Below are 17,646 nucleotides of genomic sequence, written 5' to 3'. Positions count from 1 at the left end.
AACTGCAAAACGCCCCCGCGTCGAACGGGCGGTAGATGATCCCCCGCGCGTATCGCGGCGTCGGCTTCGCCGTGGCGCTTTTCGTCCTCGTCCAGCTTGGCGCGCTCGCGCTCGTGCCGGAGTTCGTCGAGAGCGGCTACCAACCCGTCGAGAACCCGCAGGACCCCACAAACAGCGTGCTCTACATCGCCGCCATCCTCGTGATGACGGCGCTGATGCTCGCGGCGTTCAAGTACGAGTTCGACTGGGCCGTCCGGCTCGTCATCGTCGGGACCTCCGCGTGGCTCTCGTGGTACGTCTTCTCCGCGCTGTTCTCGCCGGTCCTCGCCGCAGTCCCCGCGCTCGCGGTCGGCGTCGCGCTGCTCGTCCATCCGGAGTGGTACGTCATCGACACCGCCGGGGTGTTGATGGGGGCCGGCGCCGCGGGGCTGTTCGGCATCTCCTTCGGCGTCCTCCCGGCGCTCGTCTTGCTGACCCTCCTGGCCGTCTACGACGCGATCTCCGTCTACGGCACCGAGCACATGCTCTCGCTCGCCGAGGGCGTGATGGACCTCAACATCCCGGTGGTGCTCGTTATTCCGCTGTCGCTGTCCTACTCGCTGCTGGCCGACCGCGAGGAAGGGTCCGCGGAGGCTGATAGAGCCGCGGATGCTGAGGAGGCCACGGATGCTGCTGAGCCCGCGGAGGCTGCTGAGCCCGCGGAGACGGAGGCCGAGGCACCCGACATCGAGGACCGCGACGCGTTCTTCATCGGACTCGGGGACGCGGTCATCCCCGCGGTGCTGGTCGCCAGCGCGGCGACGTTCCTCCCCGAGGCGGGCGCGCTCGACGTGCCCCTGATCGGGCTGAACCTGCCCGCGCTCGGCGCGATGGTCGGCACCGTCGCCGGCCTGCTCGTGCTGATGAGCTGGGTCATGAAGGGCCGGGCACACGCCGGACTCCCCCTGCTGAACGGCGGCGCCATCGCCGGTTTCCTGGTCGGCTCGATCGCGGCCGGCATCCCGCTGATCGAGGCGGTCGGGCTGGCGCGGTTCCTGTAGGTCGAGGCGTCTCCGTCGCTCGGCCAGCCTGCGTGGTTCGCGGTCGAGTTACAGGTCCTCGACGCCGTCACGAACCTTCACGGCCATCCCGGTGTCGAACGCGCGCATCTCCGCGGCGGAGAGCTCCGCGCGCCCGACCGCGAGCAGGCGGCCGTCCTCGTGGACGACCAGCAGCTCGTCTCCGGGTCGGACTGCGTCGTCGACCGCGGTGACGAACTTCGCGAAGACGTTGCTCCCGTCGCGGACGAACGGTTCGCTCTCGTCGCCGACGGTGACGCGGTACGCGGGCGGATCGAGCGCCTCGTGGAGGCGCGCGCCGCCCGCGATCCCGAGCCGGAAACGGCCGTCGGTGCCGTACGTCACGAGCCGGTCGCCCTCCGCGCTACCGGGTGTCTCGGTCACGTCGCCGGCCAGCACCTGCCGCGGGCGGCCGCCGCTGGACCGCCGAACGGTGTGCTCGTCGCTCGGCGGGAACAGCGCCGCGCCCGCGCCGGCGCCGAACTGGTAGTCGGCGGTCACCCGCAGATCCGCGAGATCCTCCGCGTCGCTCATGGGCGCACTCGCGGCGGCGCGCTCAAAGCGGTTCCGGACCGTGGGCGTCGCGGGAGGAACCGCCGGTCGGGGTGACCGCGGGAGGTCCGCCGACGGGGACTACTGTGGGAGGTTCGCCAGCCACAGCCGCAGCCAGCCGAACCCGGCCGCGAGGGCGATCCCGAGGGCGATTCCGGCCGCGAGGCTGTCCAGTTGGCCGCCGACCGCGAGCCCGAGCGCCATGCCGAGAACGGCGGGCAGCGCGAGCACGACGAGGCGGTCGTCGACCGGGTCCGGGCCGCGCTGACGAGAGCTCATGGAGAGGTCTGGAACGGCCGAGGTTAAAGCAGGAACGCGTCCTCCTCGTCCTCCATGTCGTGGAAGGAGTCGGCCGCGTCGATCAGCTCTTCGGCGGTCGACGAGCCGAGCCCGACAGCCTCGACGCGGACGCCCTCGTGTCTGAGGTGGGTGCAGAGCCGCGCGAAGTCGCCGTCGCCGGTACAGAGGACCACCGTGTCGACGTGGCTCGCCAGCGAGACGGCGTCGAGGCTCATCCCGAGGTCCCAGTCGGCCTTCTTCGTCCCGTCGGGGAACGTCTTGATGTCCTTGATCTTCGTCTCGAAGCCGATGTCCCGCAGCGCCTCGAAGAAGCTCTCCTCCTCCGGCGAGTCGGCGCGGATGACGTACGCGATGGCGCGCACGAGCGACCGGTCGCCGACCGCCCGCTCCAGCAGGCCGGCGTAGTCGACGTTCCGAGAGTACTTGCTCTGCGCGGAGTGATAGAGGTTCTGTGAGTCCGCCAGCACCGCGACGCGCTGGTCGGCGTGGGTCACGCTCATTGTCGGGTCGTTTCGCCGCCATCGTTTATCAACTTCGGGCCGCGGGCGCCGGTCGGCGCGGTCGGCCTCCCGGGTCGTCGGTCAGTCCCCAGATCAGAGGTCCCGCCACGCGCCCAGGAACCGCTGGAGCGCGGTGAGGTGGCCGACGACCGCGAAGAGGACGAGGAGGAGCCCGACGACGCCGAGTCCCGCGACCAGTTCCCGCGGGACGACCGCGGCCGCGAACCCGACGAACCCCATCAGCGCGAGCCGGTCGGCGCGGCCGAGGAGGCCGCCGTACTCGCGGCCGAGCCCGACCGCCTGGATCTGCGTGCCGAGGTAGGAGGTCATCAGGACGCCCGTCACCGCGAGCAGCCCGAGGTCGTACCGCCCGATCCCCGCGGCGAACCCGGCGATGATCGCGATGTCGGCGTAGCGGTCGAGCACGTGGTCGAGCAGGTCGCCCCCTTCCGAGGCGACCGCCTGCTCGCGCGCGAGCGCGCCGTCGACGAGGTCGAGCCAGCCGTTTAGAAACACCAGCGCCGCGCCCGCGGCGTACGCCGCCGCGGTGCCGACGTAGAACGCGCCACCGGCGGCGACGGCCGCCGCGAAGGCGATCACGCTGACCTGGTTCGGGGTCAGCCCGAGCCGGTCGGCCGCGGCGACCCACGGGCCGAGGAGGCGTTCCGCTACGGACCGATACTGATCGAGCGTCATACGCGGTCACTCTCCCGGTTCACGGTTATATGTACCCCGTGAAGTCGACCGTCCCGGCGCTCGGTTCGCGGTCGCCCTCCAGCACCGCGCGAATGGCGTCGGCCACCTCCGCCGGACTCCGGTCCGTGGTGTCGATCTCGTAGACGTTCTCGCGCCCGAACCGCTCGACGGCCTCCGCGAGCACCACGTCGAGCGCCTCCGACTCGGCGTTCTCCGCGGCCGACTCGGCGGACTCGCCGCGCTCCCGGAGGCGTTCCTCGATGACGGCCGGAGCGCACCGGAGGACGACGACCGCGTCGGCGTCGAAGTGGTGCGCGAGGTGCGACTCCAGGATCCCCTCCCAGTCGCCCAGTTCCTCACGGACGGCCTCGAGGTCGACGACGCGCGAGCCGCCGCGGTCGTCGTCGCGCTCGGTCCAGAGGTCGTCGTCGCCCTTGATCCGCTCGTTGAGGTGGATCACCTCGGGGGCGTCCTCCCATCGGTCCGCCAGCAGCTCCGTCGCGGTCGTCTTGCCCGTCCCGGGCGTGCCGGTGACTGCCAGCCGCATCAGGCGTGGACACCCTGTTCGAGGTCGGCGAGCACGTCGTTGAGGGTCGCGACGGCCCGCTCGGTCTCCTCCCGCGTGCCGGTCGAGATCCGGATGCAGGCGGGCAGCCCGAACGAGCTACAGTCCCGGACGATGACGCCCTCGTGCTGGGCGGCCTCGCAGACCGCCTCGGCGTTGCCGACCTCCGCGAGCACGAAGTTGCCCGCCGAGGGGTACGTCGGCGCGTCGAGCTCCTCGCGGATGTACGCGCGCGCCCACCGGGCGCTCTCGACCGACTTCTCGACGTGGTCGTCGTCGTCGAGCGCGGCCAGCGCGGCCCGACAGGCCAACTCGCTCGCGGCGAAGGGCGTGTTCACGCGGGCGTAGGCGTCGGCCCACGCCTCCGGGACGACCGCGTAGCCAACCCGGAGCCCGGCGAGCCCGTACGCCTTCGAGAAGGTCCTGAGGACCGCGATATCGTCCCGCGCGTCGTCGCGCGTGGCGTCGCCTCCGCCCTCCCGGATCAGCGAGACGGCGCTCTCGCTCTCGTCGAACTCGCCGTACGCCTCGTCGACGACGACGAGGGTGCTGTCGGCCGTGGCGTCCGCGAGCGCGACCACGTCGTCGAGGTCCATCGTGGAGCCGGAGGGGTTGTGCGGCGAGGTGACGTAGACGATGCGCTCGCCGGCGTACTGCTCCAGCACCGTCTCGGCGGTCTGGACGAAGTCGTCGGCCTTCTCGAGTTCGTACTCGTTGGCGTCGCCGTGGTGGTAGCGCGCGGACATGCCGTAGTAGGCGAAGCCCGGCGTCGGGACGAGGATGTCGTCGTCGGGCTCCAGCATCGCCCGCGAGAGGTAGTCGATGGAGCCGTCCGCGCCCGGCGAGAGCCACACCTGCTCGTCGGTCACGCCCCACTTCTCGGCGAGGCGGCTCGTCAGGTCCGTGTGCGAGGCCTTCGGGTAGACGCTGATTCCGTCGGCGTGCTCGCGGATCGCGGCGACGGCGTCGGGGCTAGCGCCGTGGGGGTTCTCGTTCGAGGAAAGCTTGATCAGGTCCTCGGGGTCGAGTCCCAACTCGCGGGCGACCTCCTCGACGCCGCGGCCGGGGACGTACGGGGAGTTCGCTGAGAGGTCCCGTGGTTGCATACGTCCTCGTCGGCCGTGGGCGCCCTTAAGACTGCCCGAACCGGTCGGCTACTCGCCGAGCGCCGCGGCCCGTCGGTCGGCCTCCGCGACGACGTCGGGACGGCCGGCGAACCGGACCCGCACGGCGTCGGCCTCGTACGAGACGTCGCGGACGTCCCCGTGGTCGTGTGCCCACGCCAGCAGGCGCTGTGTCGCCCCGTCGTTCGGGAGGTCGAGCGTGGTCTCGGCCGTCGGGAGCGCGGCCACGGTCCGCTCGCGCAACCGGTCGATCCCCGTCCCGTCGAGCGCACTGACCGGCACCGGGTCCAGGAGGCGGTCCGCGGCGGGCACCCCCGCGCCCGACAGCGCGGCCGCCGCCTCGTCGACCGCCGCGAGGCGGGCGTCGATCGACTCCGGCCCCGCCAGCGCGTCGACCTTCGTCAGGACCGGGAGCACCGGTCCCGAAGTCTCCTCGACCGCGCGGAGCGAGACGGCGACCTTCTCGCGCAGGCGGTCCGGCGCGTCGGTCGCGTCGACCGCCAGCAGGACGGCGTCGGCCTCGCGCGTCGCCGCTATCGTCGCCCGGAACGACCGAACCGCCTCGTGCGGGAGCGCGTCGACGAACCCGACGGTGTCGGTCACCAGCAGTCGCCGCCCGCCGACCGTCGCGCGACGCGTCGTCGTCTCCAGCGTCTCGAAGAGGCGGTCCGCGACGGTCGCGGCCGTCGCGACGTCCGCGTGACCGTCGCCCCCGGTCGCCGGCGTCGCTCCGGCTGCCGCGGTTCCGCCGGTCGCCGGGACCCCGTCAGGGTCGTCGAGGTCGTCCGCCAGCCGGCGGAGGAGCGTCGACTTGCCGGCGTTGGTGTAGCCCGCGAGCGCGACGAGGTCGAACCCCGCCTCGCGCCGTTCGCGACGGCGCTCGCGTCGGGTCTCCGTCACCGCGTCGAGCGCGCGCTCGGTCGCCTCGATGCGTCGCTCCACGTCGAGCACGCGCCGATCGTCCTCGTTGTGGAACCGCAGGTCGTCCGCGTAGTCGCGGGCGATCAGTTCACGAAGCCGGGGCTTCCAGTAGCGGAGGCGGGCCAAATCGACCTGAAGCGTCGCGGCCCGCGAGTCGGCCCCGTCCGCGAAGCGGTCGAGCACGACCCGGGTCCGGTCCAGCACGGACACCCCCGCGGGGAGCAGGTCGGTCAGCGCGGCGGTCTGTCCGGGCGTCAACTCGCCGTCGTACACCACCGCGTCGGCGTCCGTCTCGGCGGCGCGCCGCATCAACTCCTCGGCCTTCCCACGCCCGACCGCGTAGGTGGGGTCCTCGCGGCGGCGCTGTGTCACCGCGTCGACCACGGAGTAGCCGACCGCCTCGGTCAGCGCCCGTATCTCGGTCGTGTCGGGGACCGCGTCCGCGTCGCGGGCCACGACGATGGCCCGGGACCCGTCCGCCGTTTCCGTTCGCGTCGATCCGTCTCGTCGGTCCGCAGATGCGTCGTTCGTGTTCGACATTCGTCTCGGGCGCTCGCGTCGGCCCGCGGAGGGGTCGGCCGACGCGACGCGGCGGCGCGACGGGGGCCGCCACGGCGGGTCGGTCGACCGACTCGGAACGCTGTCCCACCGCGACCGGGAGGGGAGCCACACCGTCGCCGCGACGGCGGAGTTCCGCTCCCGGGCGCGTCGTCGGTGCCGACCGCGGCCGCGCCGACGCGGCGCCGCGACACCCCGGCGTCCCGGGGGGCGGCGCACGCGGCGGTCCCGTCGAGGGCCCGGTCAGCGGAAACGGGGATCGGTCTTCATTCACCACAGCGTTCCCGCGTCGCCACTTAACCGTTCGTGGGGTGTGGTGATCGGAACCAAACGGCACGTGGGTCGGAGCGCGCCCCGGTCGGAACCTCGCCGGCGACGACATTTATTACCTCTCCGCGACACGTTCCGACCGAACCATGGAACTCACCTGGCACGGCCACTCCACGTGGCACGTCACCGTCGGCGACACCGACCTGCTGATCGACCCGTTCTTCGACAACCCGAAGACGGACGTCTCGCCCGAGGAACTGGACCCCGACTATCTCCTGTTGACCCACGGCCACGCCGACCACATCGGCGACGCCGACCGCTACGAGGGCGCGACCGTCGTCGCGACTCCGGAGCTCGCGGGCTATCTCGAGGACAACATGGGTCACGAGAACGCGGTCGGCGGCATGGGGATGAACCTCGGCGGCACCGTCGCGTGCGGCGACGCGTGGGTGACGATGGTGCGCGCGGACCACTCCAACGGCATCGAGACCGGCTACGGCACCTCCGCGGGGATGCCCGCCGGCTTCGTGGTCTCGGACAAGAAGCCGACACAGGAGTCCGACGCCGACGCGACCGCGTTCTACCACGCCGGCGACACGGCGCTGATGTCCGAGATGAAGGACGTGATCGGGCTGTTCCTCGAACCCGACGCGGCCGCGCTCCCGGTCGGCGACCACTTCACCATGGGGCCGGCACAGGCCGCGATCGCCGCGGACTGGGTCGGCGCGGACGTGGTCTTCCCGATGCACTACGACTCCTTCCCGCCGATCGAGATCGACACCGACGACTTCGTGCGCGAGGTGAAGGCGACGGCCGGCGCCGCCGAGGCCGTCGTCCTCGACGGCGACGAGTCCTACGAACTGTAGACGGGCCGGGGTCCGCTCCGCCGATCGACCGACGGCGCGTCTGCGCGCGGACCGCCCACGACCGCCATCTTTAGGATGCGACCGACCGAACGTGAGCGCGTATGTCTGACATCGAGACCACCACGGTCAGCGAGGAGGGCTACGCGTCCACCAGTCACGTCGGCGACTTCGACCTGCAGATCGACGCCACCGACGAGACCGGCCCGAACCCGAACGCGACGCTCGTCGCGACGTACGCCTCCTGTTTCCTCCCCGCGTTCCGCGTCGGCGGCAGCCAGCGCGGTGAGGAAGACCTCGGCAAGCTCCAGATCGACGCCTCCGCGGAGCTGGACGACGACGACGACCTGGCCGCGATCAGCTTCGACCTCCACGTCGAGGCCGACCTGAGCGAGGGCGAACTCGACGAGATCGTCGACCGCGCCGAGGACATCTGCCACGTCCACTCCGCCCTCCGCGAGGAGCTCCACGCCGACATCTCCGCGTACGGCGACGCCTTCTGAACCCCGGCACGACCCGCCCTTTCGACTTTTCCGCAGCCGCTCCGCGCCTCCGAGCGAGCGATTCGCGTTCCGTCCCGCTGAGCGACGAGGCCGGCCACGGAGCGGCGCCGCTCGGAGCGCCGTCACTCCCGGTCCGCGTCCGAGGAGCGCCAGATGGGCCCGCCTCCGTCGACCGCCGACCGCGAGTCAGTAGCGGTACTCGTTGAACTGTACGGCGTGGCCTTCGACGACGACCACGCGGTCGTCCTCGGGGTCTTCCTCGCGGTTGGCCTCGGTTTCGCCGTCCCACACGTGCGGCGAGTCGTGGTCCATGTGCGTCCGATTGCGATTCGCCGGCTTAAATCTTTGGCACGTGGTGGCACGCACCTCGGCGGAGGTCGACCCGCGGCGACCGCGGCCGTCGCGGCGAGCGGACCGGCCGCTCAGCCGAGAACGCGGTCGATGTCGCCCAGCGAGTCGAGCACGTAGTCGGGGTCGTGGTCGCTCGCGGCGAGCGTCGCGTCGTCGGTGACGCCCGTGCGCACGAGCACCGTGGTCATCCCGGCGCGCTCGCCGAGGGCGATGTCCGTGTTCAGGCGGTCGCCGACGAGCAGGCACCGCTCCGGCGGGTGCGGCAGGCGCTCGCGCACGAGTTCGACCGCGGCGTCGGAGGGTTTGCCGAGCACCGCGTCGGGGTCGCGCTCCGCGACGCCCGCCACGGCGTTGATGATCGCGCCGGAGCCCGGCACGTCCCGATCGGGCGCGGGGATCACCACGTCGGGATCGGTACCGATGAAGGGGACGTCCCGCTCCAGCACCCACAGCGCCTCGCAGAGGTCCTCGTAGTCGAACCCGTGGTCGATGGAGGCCACCAGCGCGTCCGCGGCTTCGACCGCGTCGGTCGTCGAAAGGTCCGCGGCCGCGAGCTGCTCACGCAGTCCGGGCGCGCCGATCAGGAAGAGGTCGTCGTCCGCGTGGTGCTCCCGGAGGTACCGCGTCGCGACCGTTCCCGCGGTCACCACCTGCTCCGCGGTCACCTCGAAGCCGGCGTCGCCGAGCCGATCCACGTACGCGGGCGGCGCCTTCGTCGGGTTGTTCGAGACGAACAGCGTCTCCAGCCCGGCCGCCCGGAGCCGACGGTACCCCTCCGGCGCGCCGGGGATGGGGTCGTTGCCGCGCACCACGGTGCCGTCGACGTCGAGGACGGCGCCTCGGTAGTCCATGGGGGTCACAGGGGCCGGCGAACCGTATCGGTTCCGTCCGCGCACCCGGTCGGACGGTGGGGCGGACCGTCGACAATCATCCTCTCGTCCCAGTATCGGGATGGGTCACGGCTTGTGGATAACGGAAGGGTAAAGCGGGCGCCGGTCCGAACACCGGGTACCCGTGACGACCACCCAGTTGACTCTCGTCCAGATCGACAACTACGGGCCGTGGACCGTGACGCCGGAGCCGCGCCGGGAGATGGACCTCCAGACGCTCCAGTCGCGGCTGTTCGCGGACCTCGCGCAGTTCGTCGGCTCGCGGAACGGCTACGTCTTCTTCACGCGGTTCGACAACATGATCGCCGTGACGAACGGCCTCGACGGCGAGGACCACGCCGCACTCCAGGAGACGGTCCGCAACCGCTACCCGGTGACGGTGAGCCTCGGCGTCGACGTGGCGACCCGACCCATCGACGCGCTGGAGTCCGCGACCGAGCGCCTGCAGGTCCGCGGCAGCGCGCAGGACGAGGCCCGGACCGAGGTGCTCGACGGCGAGTTCCTCGCCGACCGCGCGGACGACGACCTCGCGTTGGCGCACTTCGACGTGGTCGACGCCACCGGCACCTACACCGACCGGCTCAACGCCTTCGACACGTTCATCGAGATCGAGCAGGCGTACGCCGCGCTGATGCGATACATGCGGGCGGAACACGGCGCGCTCTCCTTCTTCGTCGGCGGCGACAACGTCATCGCGGTCTGCCCGGACGTGACCGAGACAGGCTACCGCGACGCGATCGACCACGTCCGCCGCGAGACCGGCGTCGAGGTCCGCGTCGGGGTGGGACGCGGCCGACACGCCCACGAGGCCGGCTTCGCGGCCAAGCACGCGCTCGAGGTCGGCCGCGAGCGCGAAACGGCGGTCGAGTTCGCCGGCGTGCCCCTGCCGGAATAGGCCCTCGCCGGTACGCCCTCCCGGAACCGGTCCGACCTCGGAACGGGGAGTCGCGTCCCCGGCGCTTCGGACCGCCCGATGATTTCGAGGCGATCGACGGGCGCGATGTCAAGAATTATTATGTTTTTCGGTCCGTTCACACAGATTTTTATATGCGTATTCTGTTCGACCTAACTGGAATGCCGGGCGATATCGTATTCATTTGCACGTCGGACGACTGCACGGCGGGACCGTGGGAGGGAGCCCACGATGCGATGGCCCACTGCGCCGAGAAGTCGGGCCACGCGTACACCGGACGCCCGCGGGGCGAGGTCGACGCCGAGCCGATTCCGGCGACGAACGTCGAGTCGCAGGACAACAGGAACCTCCAGCACAAGGGGAACCCGGAGGGCGCACGCGCCGAAGACGAGTCGTAACGCACCGCGAGGCCCGCGGGGTACCGATCCGGCCATCCTGACCAGCGTGTCCGTCGTTTCACGAGGGGTCGAAGAGGACCCGCGAGACGAGACGGGCGTCTCCGGCCGTTTCGTTCCGATCCGGCAGCGGGAAGGAACTGGACCGCCTTTTCGGCGATTCTAGGCCGCCGATCGGCACAAACTCAACCGTGCGTGGGTAGGTAACAAACGGCAACCGGTTTGGTAGCGTAGGGTCTGTATGCCACATGCGAGTAGCCGGAGGCAAGCGACGGGCCCTCCTGACGGTCTGTCTCGTTCTCCTCGCGGGCTGTGCGGGCGGGGTTCCGGGCGATCAGACGCCGTCACAGCCGGTTCCGAGCCAGGGCTCGCCGGCCGATGCGGCGGCCGGCACCCTCGAGGTCCACTACATCAACGTCGGGCAGTCGGTCAGTACGCTCATCGTGGGTCCAGAGGGGGAGACGATGCTCGTCGACACCGGTCACTACAACGACGACGGCGAGTACGTGTTACAGTACCTCCGCCGGCACGGCGTCACCCGGATCGACCACCTCGTCACCTCGCACAACGACGCGGACCACATCGGCGGCAACGCGGCGGTCATCGAGTATTACGAGACGGAGGCGGAGGGGATCGGCGCGGTCTACGACCCGGGGATCGCGTCGAGTAGCCAGACGTACGCCGAGTACCTGGACGCCGTCGAGGAGCACGACGTGACGCTGTACGAGACGCGGGAGGGAGACGCCATCCCGTTCGGGGACGTCGACGTGGACGTTCTCGGACCGCCGGACCCGTACCTCGAGAACGAAGCGCGCAACGAGAACAGCATCGTTCTCGCGGTTGCACACGGAGAGACGAGCTTCCTGCTCACCGGCGACGCCGAGGACGACCAGGAGGCGTACCTGATCGACACCTACGGCACGGAACTCCGGTCGACCGTGCTGAAGGCCGGCCACCACGGCTCCGCGAGCTCCTCGAGCGAGTCGTTCATCGACGCGGTACGGCCGCGGGCGGTCGTCGTCTCGAGCGCGTACGACTCGCAGTACGGACACCCGCACGAGGAGGTCCTCGAGCGGCTGTCCGAGCGGTCCCTCCCGACGTACTGGACGGCGACGCACGGCGATATCGTGCTCGTCAGCGACGGGAGCGGCGTCTCCGTGCGCACGCAACGCGACGCGCCGACGGACGCGCTCGCGATCCGCGACGCGGACCCGATAGCCCCGGGCACGACCGAGGAGGTCGTCGAGCGCGCTCGGATCGGCGGCGACCCGGTCGACGGCGGGTCCGGAAGCGACGGCGACGCGACCGACGACACCGGCGAGGAGACCGAGACGACGGACAACGAGCCGGACGCGGCGCTCGAGGTCGCCGCGATCAACGCGGACGCCGCGGGCGACGACCGCGAGAACCTCAACGACGAGTACGTCGTCTTCGAGAACACCGGCGACGAGGCGATCGACCTCTCCGGCTGGACGGTCGAAGACGAGGCGGGTCACAGCTACGCGTTCCCGGACGGCTTCACGCTCGAAGCCGGTGCGAGGGTGACGCTGCGAACCGGGAGCGGAACGGACACCGACACCGACCTGTACTGGGGGGCGGGATCGCCGGTCTGGAACAACGACGGCGACACGGTGATACTCTCCGACGACGATGGAGAACGCGTCCTGGCGGTGAGCTACGAATGACCGACATCGAACTCCCGGACGGCGAGTACACCGCGGTCGTCGACAGCGTCGAGGACGGGCTCGCGACCGTGTTCTTCGAACGCGGCAGTGAGGAAGTCGGGAACGCGGTCCTGGAGGCCGCACGGCTCCCCGCGGACGCACGCCACGCGGACGCCGTCCTCTCGGTGACCGTCCGCGACGGCGCCCTCGCGGCCGCGTCCTACGACCCCGAGTCGACCGAAACCCGCGCGAACGCGGCACAGGACCGGTTCGACCGTTTATCGAAGCGGCCACCCTCCGAGGACGACTCGTGACAGGGAGGTCCTCGGAATCCCTCTCCGTGGTGAACGGTCCGGCGCATCCGACGCTCACGCGGCGGCCCTTCTTGGGACAGAAGTGCTTTTAGTCGGAGACGTATCTCTAAGAAGTGATAAGTTAACCTTAGAACCGCCATGGGGCCGGAGGGATTTGAACCCCCGATCGACTGATATCTCCGGTTGCGCCTCGGAACTCCAGAGGGTCGTCAACGCGGCCGATGATCAGTCGGCCGCTCGGAATACCAGTCTGGAGTGTCGTCCCCGGCGCGGCCTCTGGAGTCAGTCGCCATCCCTGGCTTGGCCACAGCCCCGAGCGATCTTGCGAATGTGGGTTGTCCGGAGGTACGTAAAGGGGTTTCGATACGCCGTGATCGGGGCAGGGCGGGGCCGTCCGCGGAGTGTCTTCCGGGGGCGACCAGCGGCGAGAGCGCGGGCTCGCGCACCGCCGACGCTACTCGTCGCGGTCGGTGTCGCTCCAGTCGCACTCCTGGCATTTGTAGCCGGTGACGAACTCGGTGACGGTCGGCATGTAGCCGACCCGGATCACGTCGCTGCCGCAGTCCGGGCAGTCGCGGTCGGCGTCCTCGATCGACTCCGCCTCCAGCGGGGCCTCGCCCTCGATAAGTTCGGCCAACTTCTCCGGCGTCACCATCCGCCCTTGCACGACGCGGTTGCTCATGCGTGGTGAGAGCGCGGCGGCGACCTAAAGCCCGACGGTCGGGAGGGGCGGGGGACCGGCTACAGCCACGGCGCGCGCGACTCGCCCGTGTCGTCGCCGTCGTGGTCCGACGCGTCCGGTTCCTCGACCGAGTCGGCCGGTTCGCCGTCGTCGTCGACCGCGGTCGACGAGTCGGGAGACTCGGCGTCGCCGTCGGCCACGACCGCCGGTGAGCCGGCCGGGGGGTTCGATCCGGCCCCGTCGGCGGCCGGTTCGGTCGCGGCCGGCGCGTCGCCGCGAACCGGGTCGGGGGTCGGCTCGGCCCCGGGGAGGGAGTCGTCCTCCGCGGCGGGAGCGTCCGGGTCCGCCGGCTCCGCGCCGCGGTCGTCCGGGCTGTCGTCGTCCCGTTCGCTGCCGACTCCCTCGGCCTCGGGGTCGTACGCGAACAGGCCGGTGACGGCGAGCACCGCCAGCGCGACCGGCGCGTCCGTCTGCATCACGCCGAAGGGGCCGAGCAGGATGGGAAGCGCGAGGACGCCCAGCGCGACCGCGGAGCCGAACCGGAAGCGGTCGATGTCGACGCGCCCGCGCAGCTGGGGCGACAGGGTCGCGACGCCCAACGCGAAGGCGACGCCGACGCCCGCGGCCGCGGCGCCGCGCAGCACCGTCTCCGGGTCGTTCAGAAGCGCCAGCTCCGCGCCGGCGGGCTCGAAGCTCGCCACCAGCCCGAGCGCGATGATGACGGCCGGGCTCGGGAGGCTCTCGCCGACCTTCGAGGAGGCGGTCTTGGCGGCGATGGTCAGGATGACCAGCCCCGCGAACCGCTCGAAGACGGCCATGTTCAGCAGCCCTTCGATGGTAGGCGCCAGCGCGGCCTGTATCCCGGCGACCGGGACGATGAGCGCGCCGATGAGCAGCACCGACGTCGCCTGCTGGCGGCGGGTGCCGTCCATCTCCGCGAGGATGACCGCGACGGTCGCGGAGCCGCCGAAGATCAGCAGCCCGGTCTCGAGGATGCCGAACGCGCTGTCGAGCACCCCGGCCAGCACCAGGGCGGGGAAGATGCCGTCGACGAGCGGCAGCGCCATCACGGTCGCCAGCAGCTTCGTCGCGCCCCCGACCTGCCGCTCTAAGCGGAGCGCGATCGGGTGTTGGGAAACGCTCATTCAGGCGGCGTGGCCCTCACCGGCGGGCCGACGGTGGTGTGCGGACTCCCCACGATAGCCGAGCGCGTCGTCGTGAGTGCGTCCGAACGGAGCCGTCCAGTCCCGTGTGAATGTGAGAATATTGCCGGTTTTAAAGAGGGCGCCGAGACGGCGGATCGGCTGGCCGGCAACACTCGTCACAGCGGGACTGTCGGAGTCCATACTTCATCATCCGAACGGCGGGGGTTAAACGTTGCGTGAGGGTTGTCCGCATACGCCAGAATATTCGTACAGTTCTTTTTAAATAGCGCTTGTGAGTCGTAGACGATCGTCCGATTTCGCCGAGAGTTCCACGGTTTCGGGCGCCGGGATCCGGTCCCTCACGAACGACCGTTCGCGTCGATCGGCTCGCGCGCGGTCACCGTCCGCCGGACCCGAGACGCGAGACGGAGCGCCGGCCGCCGGATCGATCCACGGGTTCGCATATATCCCGAATTCGGATGCGTCCGACCCGCACGTCGGTGCTGACTCGCAACGCTTTTCCCGGATCCGCCGCGACCCTTGACATGGCGAAGGACGCTCCCACCGACGAGCCCTTTTCGGAGAAACTCCGCGAACCGGAAGCGCTGACCTTCGACGACGTGCTGCTCCGACCCAAGGAGAGCCGCGTCGAACCCGACGACGCGGACCTGTCGACGCGCGTGTCGCGGAACGTCGAACTCACCCTGCCCGTCCTCTCGGCGGCGATGGACACCGTCACCGAGAGCCGGATGGCGATCGCGATGGCGCGTGAGGGGGGACTCGGCGTGCTCCACCGCAACATGACCGTCGAGGAGACGGCCGCCGAGATAGAGCGGGTCAAGCGCGCACACGAACTGGTGATCCGCCGCGAGAACGTCGTCACCGTCTCGCCCGAGATGACCGTCCGCGAGGCCGACTCGACGATGGAGCGCGAGGGCGTCTCCGGCGCCCCAGTCGTCGACGAGGACGACACCGTGCTCGGCATCATCTCCGGGACCGACATCCGCCCGTATCTGGAGGTCGGCGAGGAGGACGCCGTCCGCGAGGCGATGACCGACGAGGTCATCACCGTCGACGAGGACGTGGACGCCCGCGCGGCGCTGGAGCTGATGTACGACCACAAGATCGAGCGCGTCCCGGTCGTCGACGACGACGAGCGACTCGTCGGGCTGGTGACGATGCAGGGGATCCTCCAGCGCCGCGAGCACGAGGACGCCGCTCGCGACGACGACGGCCGCCTGATCGCCGGCGTCGCGGTCGGCCCCTTCGAGGAGGAGCGCGCGGTCGCCGCCGACGAGGCGGGCGCCGACGTGCTGTTCATCGACTGCGCGCACGCGCACAACCTCAACGTACTGGAGTCCGCGCGCGCCATCAAGGAAACGGTCGACGCGGACGTGGTCGTCGGCAACGTCGGCACGCGGGAGGCCGCCGAGGCCGCGGTCGACTTCGCGGACGGCCTGAAGGTCGGCATCGGGCCGGGGTCGATCTGTACCACGCGGGTCGTCTCCGGCGCGGGGATGCCGCAGATAACCGCCGTCGCCGAGGTCGCGGACGTGGCCAGCCAGCACGACGTGCCGGTCATCGCGGACGGCGGCATCCGGTACTCCGGCGACGCGATCAAGGCCATCGCGGCGGGCGCGGACGCGGTGATGCTCGGCTCCTACTTCGCGGGCACCGAGGAGGCGCCGGGTCGCGTCATCACGATGAACGGCAAGAAGTACAAGCAGTACCGCGGGATGGGGTCGGTCGGCGCCATGAAGTCCGGCGGCGGCGACCGCTACCTGAAGGACGCCGACGAGGACGAGGAGTTCGTCCCCGAGGGCGTCGAGGCGGCGACCCCCTACAAGGGGACGCTCTCCTCGGAGCTGTACCAGCTCGTCGGCGGCATGCGCTCGGGGATGGGCTACGTCGGCGCCGAGACGGTCCCCGGCGTGAAGGAGCGCGCGGAGTTCGTCCGCGTCTCCGCGGCCGGCCAGACGGAGGGCCACCCCCACGACGTGATGATCACGGACGAGGCGCCCAACTACTCCCCCGACGAGTAGGCGGAGCGACGCCTTCCCGGGCGGCGGTTCTCGTTTTCTCGACCCGTCACGCGAGGCAGCTTCCGACAGCACAGGGGTTAAGACGAGCGTATCCGTGTGGTTACACATGGATATCGCGGAGGTGCGCCGTACTCTGGAAGACGCCGGGCTCTCCCAGTACCAGGCGGACGCGTACGTGAGCCTGCTGGAGCTCGGCTCCGCGTCGGCCACGGCGCTGGCGGACGCCAGCGGGGTCCCGAGCGCACGTATCTACGACGTGTTGCGGGACCTCGAGGAGCGGGGATACGTCGAGACGTACGAGGGCGACGCGCTGCGGGCCCGCGCTCGCGACCCGCGGAAGGCCCTCGACGACCTGCGTGACCGCGCCGACAGGCTCGTCTCGGCGGCCGAGGAGGCGGAGTCCCGCTGGGAGGCGCCCGCGCCGGACCGCCACCGCGTCGACATCGTCAAGCGGTTCGAGACGGTGACGGACCGCGCGGTAGAGGCGGTCGCGAACGCGGAAAACGAGGTCGCGCTCGCGGTGAGCCCGGAGGGGTTCGACCGCTTTCACGACGCCCTCGCGGCGGCCCACGAGAACGGCGCGGTGGTGAAGCTGACGCTGGTCGGCGAGGACGACGACGGGGTCGTGGACGCGGCGGCGTTCGAGGCGGTCGCGACCGAGGTGCGACACCGGCCGCTCCCCGCGCCGTTCCTCGCGGTGGTCGACCGGACGGTGACCTGCTTCGCTCCGCACCGGGATTCGCTCAACGAGTACGGCGTGCTCGTCGACGACTTCTCGCTCACGTACGTCTTCCACTGGTACTTCAGCACGTGTCTGTGGGAGGTGTGGGACGAGGTGTACGACGAGCGCGCGGGGCGGCTCGCGGCCGACTACGTCGACATCCGGCGCTTCCTACGCGAGGTGCAGCCCATCGTGAGCGCCGGCGGCACCGTGGAGGTCCGCGTCCGCGGGACGGCCCGCGCGAACGGCGAGCCGGTCACGATCGACGGCACCGTGACCGAGTTCGTCTACGCGGGCGAGTCCGGCGACGAGGCGAACGAGGGAGCCACGCACGACGAGACCGGGAGCCGGGGGTCGAACGAGGGGGGCGAGGGGGACGATCCGGTCCCGCTCCCGAAACTCGCCGGCCGCGTGACCGCCTACGTCGACGACGGCGACCGCGAGTGGTCCGTCGGCGGGTGGGGCGCCAACCTCGAGGACATCGAGCTGACGCGGATCTCCGTCACCGCGGTCGAGCGTCCGGACGGCGAGCGCATCGAGGAGGCGAACCCGGCGTGACCGATCTCCGACCCCGGCGACACAAGGGACATTTTGATATAGCGGGGCGTGCGATGAATCG

At 70.7% G+C, this 17,646-nt stretch carries 21 protein-coding genes and 1 tRNA gene; 9 read left to right on the top strand and 13 right to left on the bottom strand.

Annotated elements, in window-relative coordinates; genetic code table 11:
• Positions 1-35 precede the first annotated feature (35 nt).
• Complete coding sequence (locus ACQE3L_RS01195; protein WP_426961976.1) at positions 36-1,040, top strand: presenilin family intramembrane aspartyl protease PSH; 1,005 nt, start codon at positions 36-38, stop codon at positions 1,038-1,040.
• Between the two features lie 48 nt (positions 1,041-1,088).
• Here the strand turns inward: ACQE3L_RS01195 and ACQE3L_RS01190 are convergent, their stop codons facing one another.
• From ACQE3L_RS01190 to hflX, 7 genes are all read right to left on the bottom strand, one after another.
• Positions 1,089-1,592, bottom strand: coding sequence for a PUA domain-containing protein (locus ACQE3L_RS01190; RefSeq protein WP_426961975.1), 504 nt, complete (start codon positions 1,590-1,592; stop codon positions 1,089-1,091).
• Between the two features lie 99 nt (positions 1,593-1,691).
• Positions 1,692-1,889 carry a hypothetical protein gene (locus tag ACQE3L_RS01185; RefSeq protein WP_426961974.1) on the bottom strand — a complete coding sequence of 66 codons (198 nt, stop codon included), beginning with the start codon at positions 1,887-1,889 and terminating at the stop codon, positions 1,692-1,694.
• 23 nt (positions 1,890-1,912) lie between these two features.
• Positions 1,913-2,410, bottom strand: a complete 498-nt coding sequence (locus ACQE3L_RS01180) for a LabA-like NYN domain-containing protein (RefSeq protein WP_426961973.1) — start codon at positions 2,408-2,410, stop codon at positions 1,913-1,915.
• Positions 2,411-2,503: 93 nt separating this feature from the next.
• On the bottom strand, positions 2,504-3,106 hold the full coding sequence (locus tag ACQE3L_RS01175) for a CDP-alcohol phosphatidyltransferase family protein (protein ID WP_426961972.1): 603 nt from the start codon (positions 3,104-3,106) through the stop codon (positions 2,504-2,506).
• A gap of 25 nt (positions 3,107-3,131) precedes the next feature.
• A complete protein-coding gene (locus ACQE3L_RS01170; RefSeq protein WP_426961971.1) occupies positions 3,132-3,653 on the bottom strand; it encodes an adenylate kinase family protein in 522 nt (173 codons plus the stop codon).
• Positions 3,653-4,777: a histidinol-phosphate transaminase gene (hisC, locus tag ACQE3L_RS01165; RefSeq protein WP_426961970.1), complete on the bottom strand. Its 1,125-nt coding sequence runs from the start codon at positions 4,775-4,777 to the stop codon at positions 3,653-3,655. The genes ACQE3L_RS01170 and hisC overlap by 1 nt, the downstream gene beginning before the upstream one ends.
• A 48-nt stretch (positions 4,778-4,825) precedes the next feature.
• Positions 4,826-6,256: a GTPase HflX gene (gene hflX, locus ACQE3L_RS01160; RefSeq protein ID WP_426961969.1), complete on the bottom strand. Its 1,431-nt coding sequence runs from the start codon at positions 6,254-6,256 to the stop codon at positions 4,826-4,828.
• A 434-nt stretch (positions 6,257-6,690) separates the two neighbouring features.
• On the opposite strand from hflX, the gene ACQE3L_RS01155 reads away from it, so the two are divergent.
• On the top strand, positions 6,691-7,410 hold the full coding sequence (locus tag ACQE3L_RS01155) for a metal-dependent hydrolase (RefSeq protein WP_426961968.1): 720 nt from the start codon (positions 6,691-6,693) through the stop codon (positions 7,408-7,410).
• Between the two features lie 101 nt (positions 7,411-7,511).
• The gene (locus ACQE3L_RS01150; protein ID WP_058364954.1) at positions 7,512-7,910 is read left to right on the top strand and encodes an OsmC family protein; all 399 of its coding nucleotides are present in this window, start codon (positions 7,512-7,514) and stop codon (positions 7,908-7,910) included.
• Between the two features lie 186 nt (positions 7,911-8,096).
• Here the strand turns inward: ACQE3L_RS01150 and ACQE3L_RS01145 are convergent, their stop codons facing one another.
• Both ACQE3L_RS01145 and ACQE3L_RS01140 read right to left on the bottom strand, forming a co-directional pair.
• A complete protein-coding gene (locus ACQE3L_RS01145; protein ID WP_426961967.1) occupies positions 8,097-8,222 on the bottom strand; it encodes a hypothetical protein in 126 nt (41 codons plus the stop codon).
• A gap of 110 nt (positions 8,223-8,332) precedes the next feature.
• The gene (locus ACQE3L_RS01140; protein WP_426961966.1) at positions 8,333-9,112 is read right to left on the bottom strand and encodes an HAD-IIA family hydrolase; all 780 of its coding nucleotides are present in this window, start codon (positions 9,110-9,112) and stop codon (positions 8,333-8,335) included.
• A gap of 163 nt (positions 9,113-9,275) precedes the next feature.
• On the opposite strand from ACQE3L_RS01140, the gene ACQE3L_RS01135 reads away from it, so the two are divergent.
• From ACQE3L_RS01135 to ACQE3L_RS01120, 4 genes are all read left to right on the top strand, one after another.
• Positions 9,276-10,046 carry a GTP cyclohydrolase III gene (locus ACQE3L_RS01135; RefSeq protein WP_426961965.1) on the top strand — a complete coding sequence of 257 codons (771 nt, stop codon included), beginning with the start codon at positions 9,276-9,278 and terminating at the stop codon, positions 10,044-10,046.
• A 179-nt stretch (positions 10,047-10,225) separates the two neighbouring features.
• Complete coding sequence (locus tag ACQE3L_RS01130) at positions 10,226-10,462, top strand: hypothetical protein (RefSeq protein WP_426961964.1); 237 nt, start codon at positions 10,226-10,228, stop codon at positions 10,460-10,462.
• Positions 10,463-10,707: 245 nt separating this feature from the next.
• Positions 10,708-12,144, top strand: coding sequence for a lamin tail domain-containing protein (locus ACQE3L_RS01125; RefSeq protein WP_426961963.1), 1,437 nt, complete (start codon positions 10,708-10,710; stop codon positions 12,142-12,144).
• Positions 12,141-12,437 (top strand): DUF3006 family protein, encoded by a 297-nt coding sequence (locus ACQE3L_RS01120; RefSeq protein WP_426961962.1) that lies wholly within the window; start codon positions 12,141-12,143, stop codon positions 12,435-12,437. Before ACQE3L_RS01125 ends, ACQE3L_RS01120 begins: the two co-directional genes overlap by 4 nt.
• 139 nt (positions 12,438-12,576) lie before the next feature.
• Here ACQE3L_RS01120 and ACQE3L_RS01115 read toward each other — a convergent pair.
• From ACQE3L_RS01115 to ACQE3L_RS01100, 4 genes are all read right to left on the bottom strand, one after another.
• Positions 12,577-12,751: transfer RNA gene (locus ACQE3L_RS01115), tRNA-Trp, on the bottom strand.
• A gap of 140 nt (positions 12,752-12,891) precedes the next feature.
• A complete protein-coding gene (locus ACQE3L_RS01110) occupies positions 12,892-13,119 on the bottom strand; it encodes a DUF5795 family protein (RefSeq protein ID WP_058364960.1) in 228 nt (75 codons plus the stop codon).
• Positions 13,120-13,178: 59 nt separating this feature from the next.
• A complete protein-coding gene (locus ACQE3L_RS01105; protein ID WP_426961961.1) occupies positions 13,179-14,264 on the bottom strand; it encodes a DUF5794 domain-containing protein in 1,086 nt (361 codons plus the stop codon).
• The gene (locus ACQE3L_RS01100; protein ID WP_426961960.1) at positions 14,265-14,465 is read right to left on the bottom strand and encodes a DUF8099 family protein; all 201 of its coding nucleotides are present in this window, start codon (positions 14,463-14,465) and stop codon (positions 14,265-14,267) included.
• 344 nt (positions 14,466-14,809) lie between these two features.
• On the opposite strand from ACQE3L_RS01100, the gene guaB reads away from it, so the two are divergent.
• Both guaB and ACQE3L_RS01090 read left to right on the top strand, forming a co-directional pair.
• Positions 14,810-16,306: an IMP dehydrogenase gene (gene guaB / locus ACQE3L_RS01095; protein WP_426961959.1), complete on the top strand. Its 1,497-nt coding sequence runs from the start codon at positions 14,810-14,812 to the stop codon at positions 16,304-16,306.
• A 106-nt stretch (positions 16,307-16,412) separates the two neighbouring features.
• A complete protein-coding gene (locus ACQE3L_RS01090) occupies positions 16,413-17,585 on the top strand; it encodes a TrmB family transcriptional regulator sugar-binding domain-containing protein (RefSeq protein WP_426961958.1) in 1,173 nt (390 codons plus the stop codon).
• Positions 17,586-17,646: the final 61 nt, after the last annotated feature.

It is taken from the genome of Haloparvum alkalitolerans (assembly GCF_050122995.1).
In the GTDB taxonomy this organism is placed as follows: domain Archaea; phylum Halobacteriota; class Halobacteria; order Halobacteriales; family Haloferacaceae; genus Haloparvum; species Haloparvum alkalitolerans.
Note: the sequence above shows the minus strand (reverse complement) of the source record. Positions and strands in the feature narration are given on the sequence as shown.

Bases quoted from the DNA above. Each gene is read 5' to 3' on its own strand.
- guaB (WP_426961959.1), top strand. From the start codon at position 14,810: ATGGCGAAGGACGCTCCCACCGACGAGCCCTTTTCGGAGAAACTCCGC.
- ACQE3L_RS01130 (WP_426961964.1), top strand. From the start codon at position 10,226: ATGCCGGGCGATATCGTATTCATTTGCACGTCGGACGACTGCACGGCG.
- ACQE3L_RS01175 (WP_426961972.1), bottom strand. From the start codon at position 3,106: ATGACGCTCGATCAGTATCGGTCCGTAGCGGAACGCCTCCTCGGCCCG.
- ACQE3L_RS01170 (WP_426961971.1), bottom strand. From the start codon at position 3,653: ATGCGGCTGGCAGTCACCGGCACGCCCGGGACGGGCAAGACGACCGCG.
- ACQE3L_RS01195 (WP_426961976.1), top strand. From the start codon at position 36: ATGATCCCCCGCGCGTATCGCGGCGTCGGCTTCGCCGTGGCGCTTTTC.
- ACQE3L_RS01180 (WP_426961973.1), bottom strand. From the start codon at position 2,410: ATGAGCGTGACCCACGCCGACCAGCGCGTCGCGGTGCTGGCGGACTCA.
- ACQE3L_RS01125 (WP_426961963.1), top strand. From the start codon at position 10,708: ATGCGAGTAGCCGGAGGCAAGCGACGGGCCCTCCTGACGGTCTGTCTC.
- ACQE3L_RS01110 (WP_058364960.1), bottom strand. From the start codon at position 13,119: ATGAGCAACCGCGTCGTGCAAGGGCGGATGGTGACGCCGGAGAAGTTG.
- ACQE3L_RS01150 (WP_058364954.1), top strand. From the start codon at position 7,512: ATGTCTGACATCGAGACCACCACGGTCAGCGAGGAGGGCTACGCGTCC.
- ACQE3L_RS01185 (WP_426961974.1), bottom strand. From the start codon at position 1,889: ATGAGCTCTCGTCAGCGCGGCCCGGACCCGGTCGACGACCGCCTCGTC.
- ACQE3L_RS01155 (WP_426961968.1), top strand. From the start codon at position 6,691: ATGGAACTCACCTGGCACGGCCACTCCACGTGGCACGTCACCGTCGGC.
- ACQE3L_RS01145 (WP_426961967.1), bottom strand. From the start codon at position 8,222: ATGGACCACGACTCGCCGCACGTGTGGGACGGCGAAACCGAGGCCAAC.
- hisC (WP_426961970.1), bottom strand. From the start codon at position 4,777: ATGCAACCACGGGACCTCTCAGCGAACTCCCCGTACGTCCCCGGCCGC.
- ACQE3L_RS01190 (WP_426961975.1), bottom strand. From the start codon at position 1,592: ATGAGCGACGCGGAGGATCTCGCGGATCTGCGGGTGACCGCCGACTAC.
- ACQE3L_RS01100 (WP_426961960.1), bottom strand. From the start codon at position 14,465: ATGGACTCCGACAGTCCCGCTGTGACGAGTGTTGCCGGCCAGCCGATC.
- ACQE3L_RS01090 (WP_426961958.1), top strand. From the start codon at position 16,413: ATGGATATCGCGGAGGTGCGCCGTACTCTGGAAGACGCCGGGCTCTCC.
- ACQE3L_RS01105 (WP_426961961.1), bottom strand. From the start codon at position 14,264: ATGAGCGTTTCCCAACACCCGATCGCGCTCCGCTTAGAGCGGCAGGTC.
- hflX (WP_426961969.1), bottom strand. From the start codon at position 6,256: ATGTCGAACACGAACGACGCATCTGCGGACCGACGAGACGGATCGACG.
- ACQE3L_RS01140 (WP_426961966.1), bottom strand. From the start codon at position 9,112: ATGGACTACCGAGGCGCCGTCCTCGACGTCGACGGCACCGTGGTGCGC.
- ACQE3L_RS01120 (WP_426961962.1), top strand. From the start codon at position 12,141: ATGACCGACATCGAACTCCCGGACGGCGAGTACACCGCGGTCGTCGAC.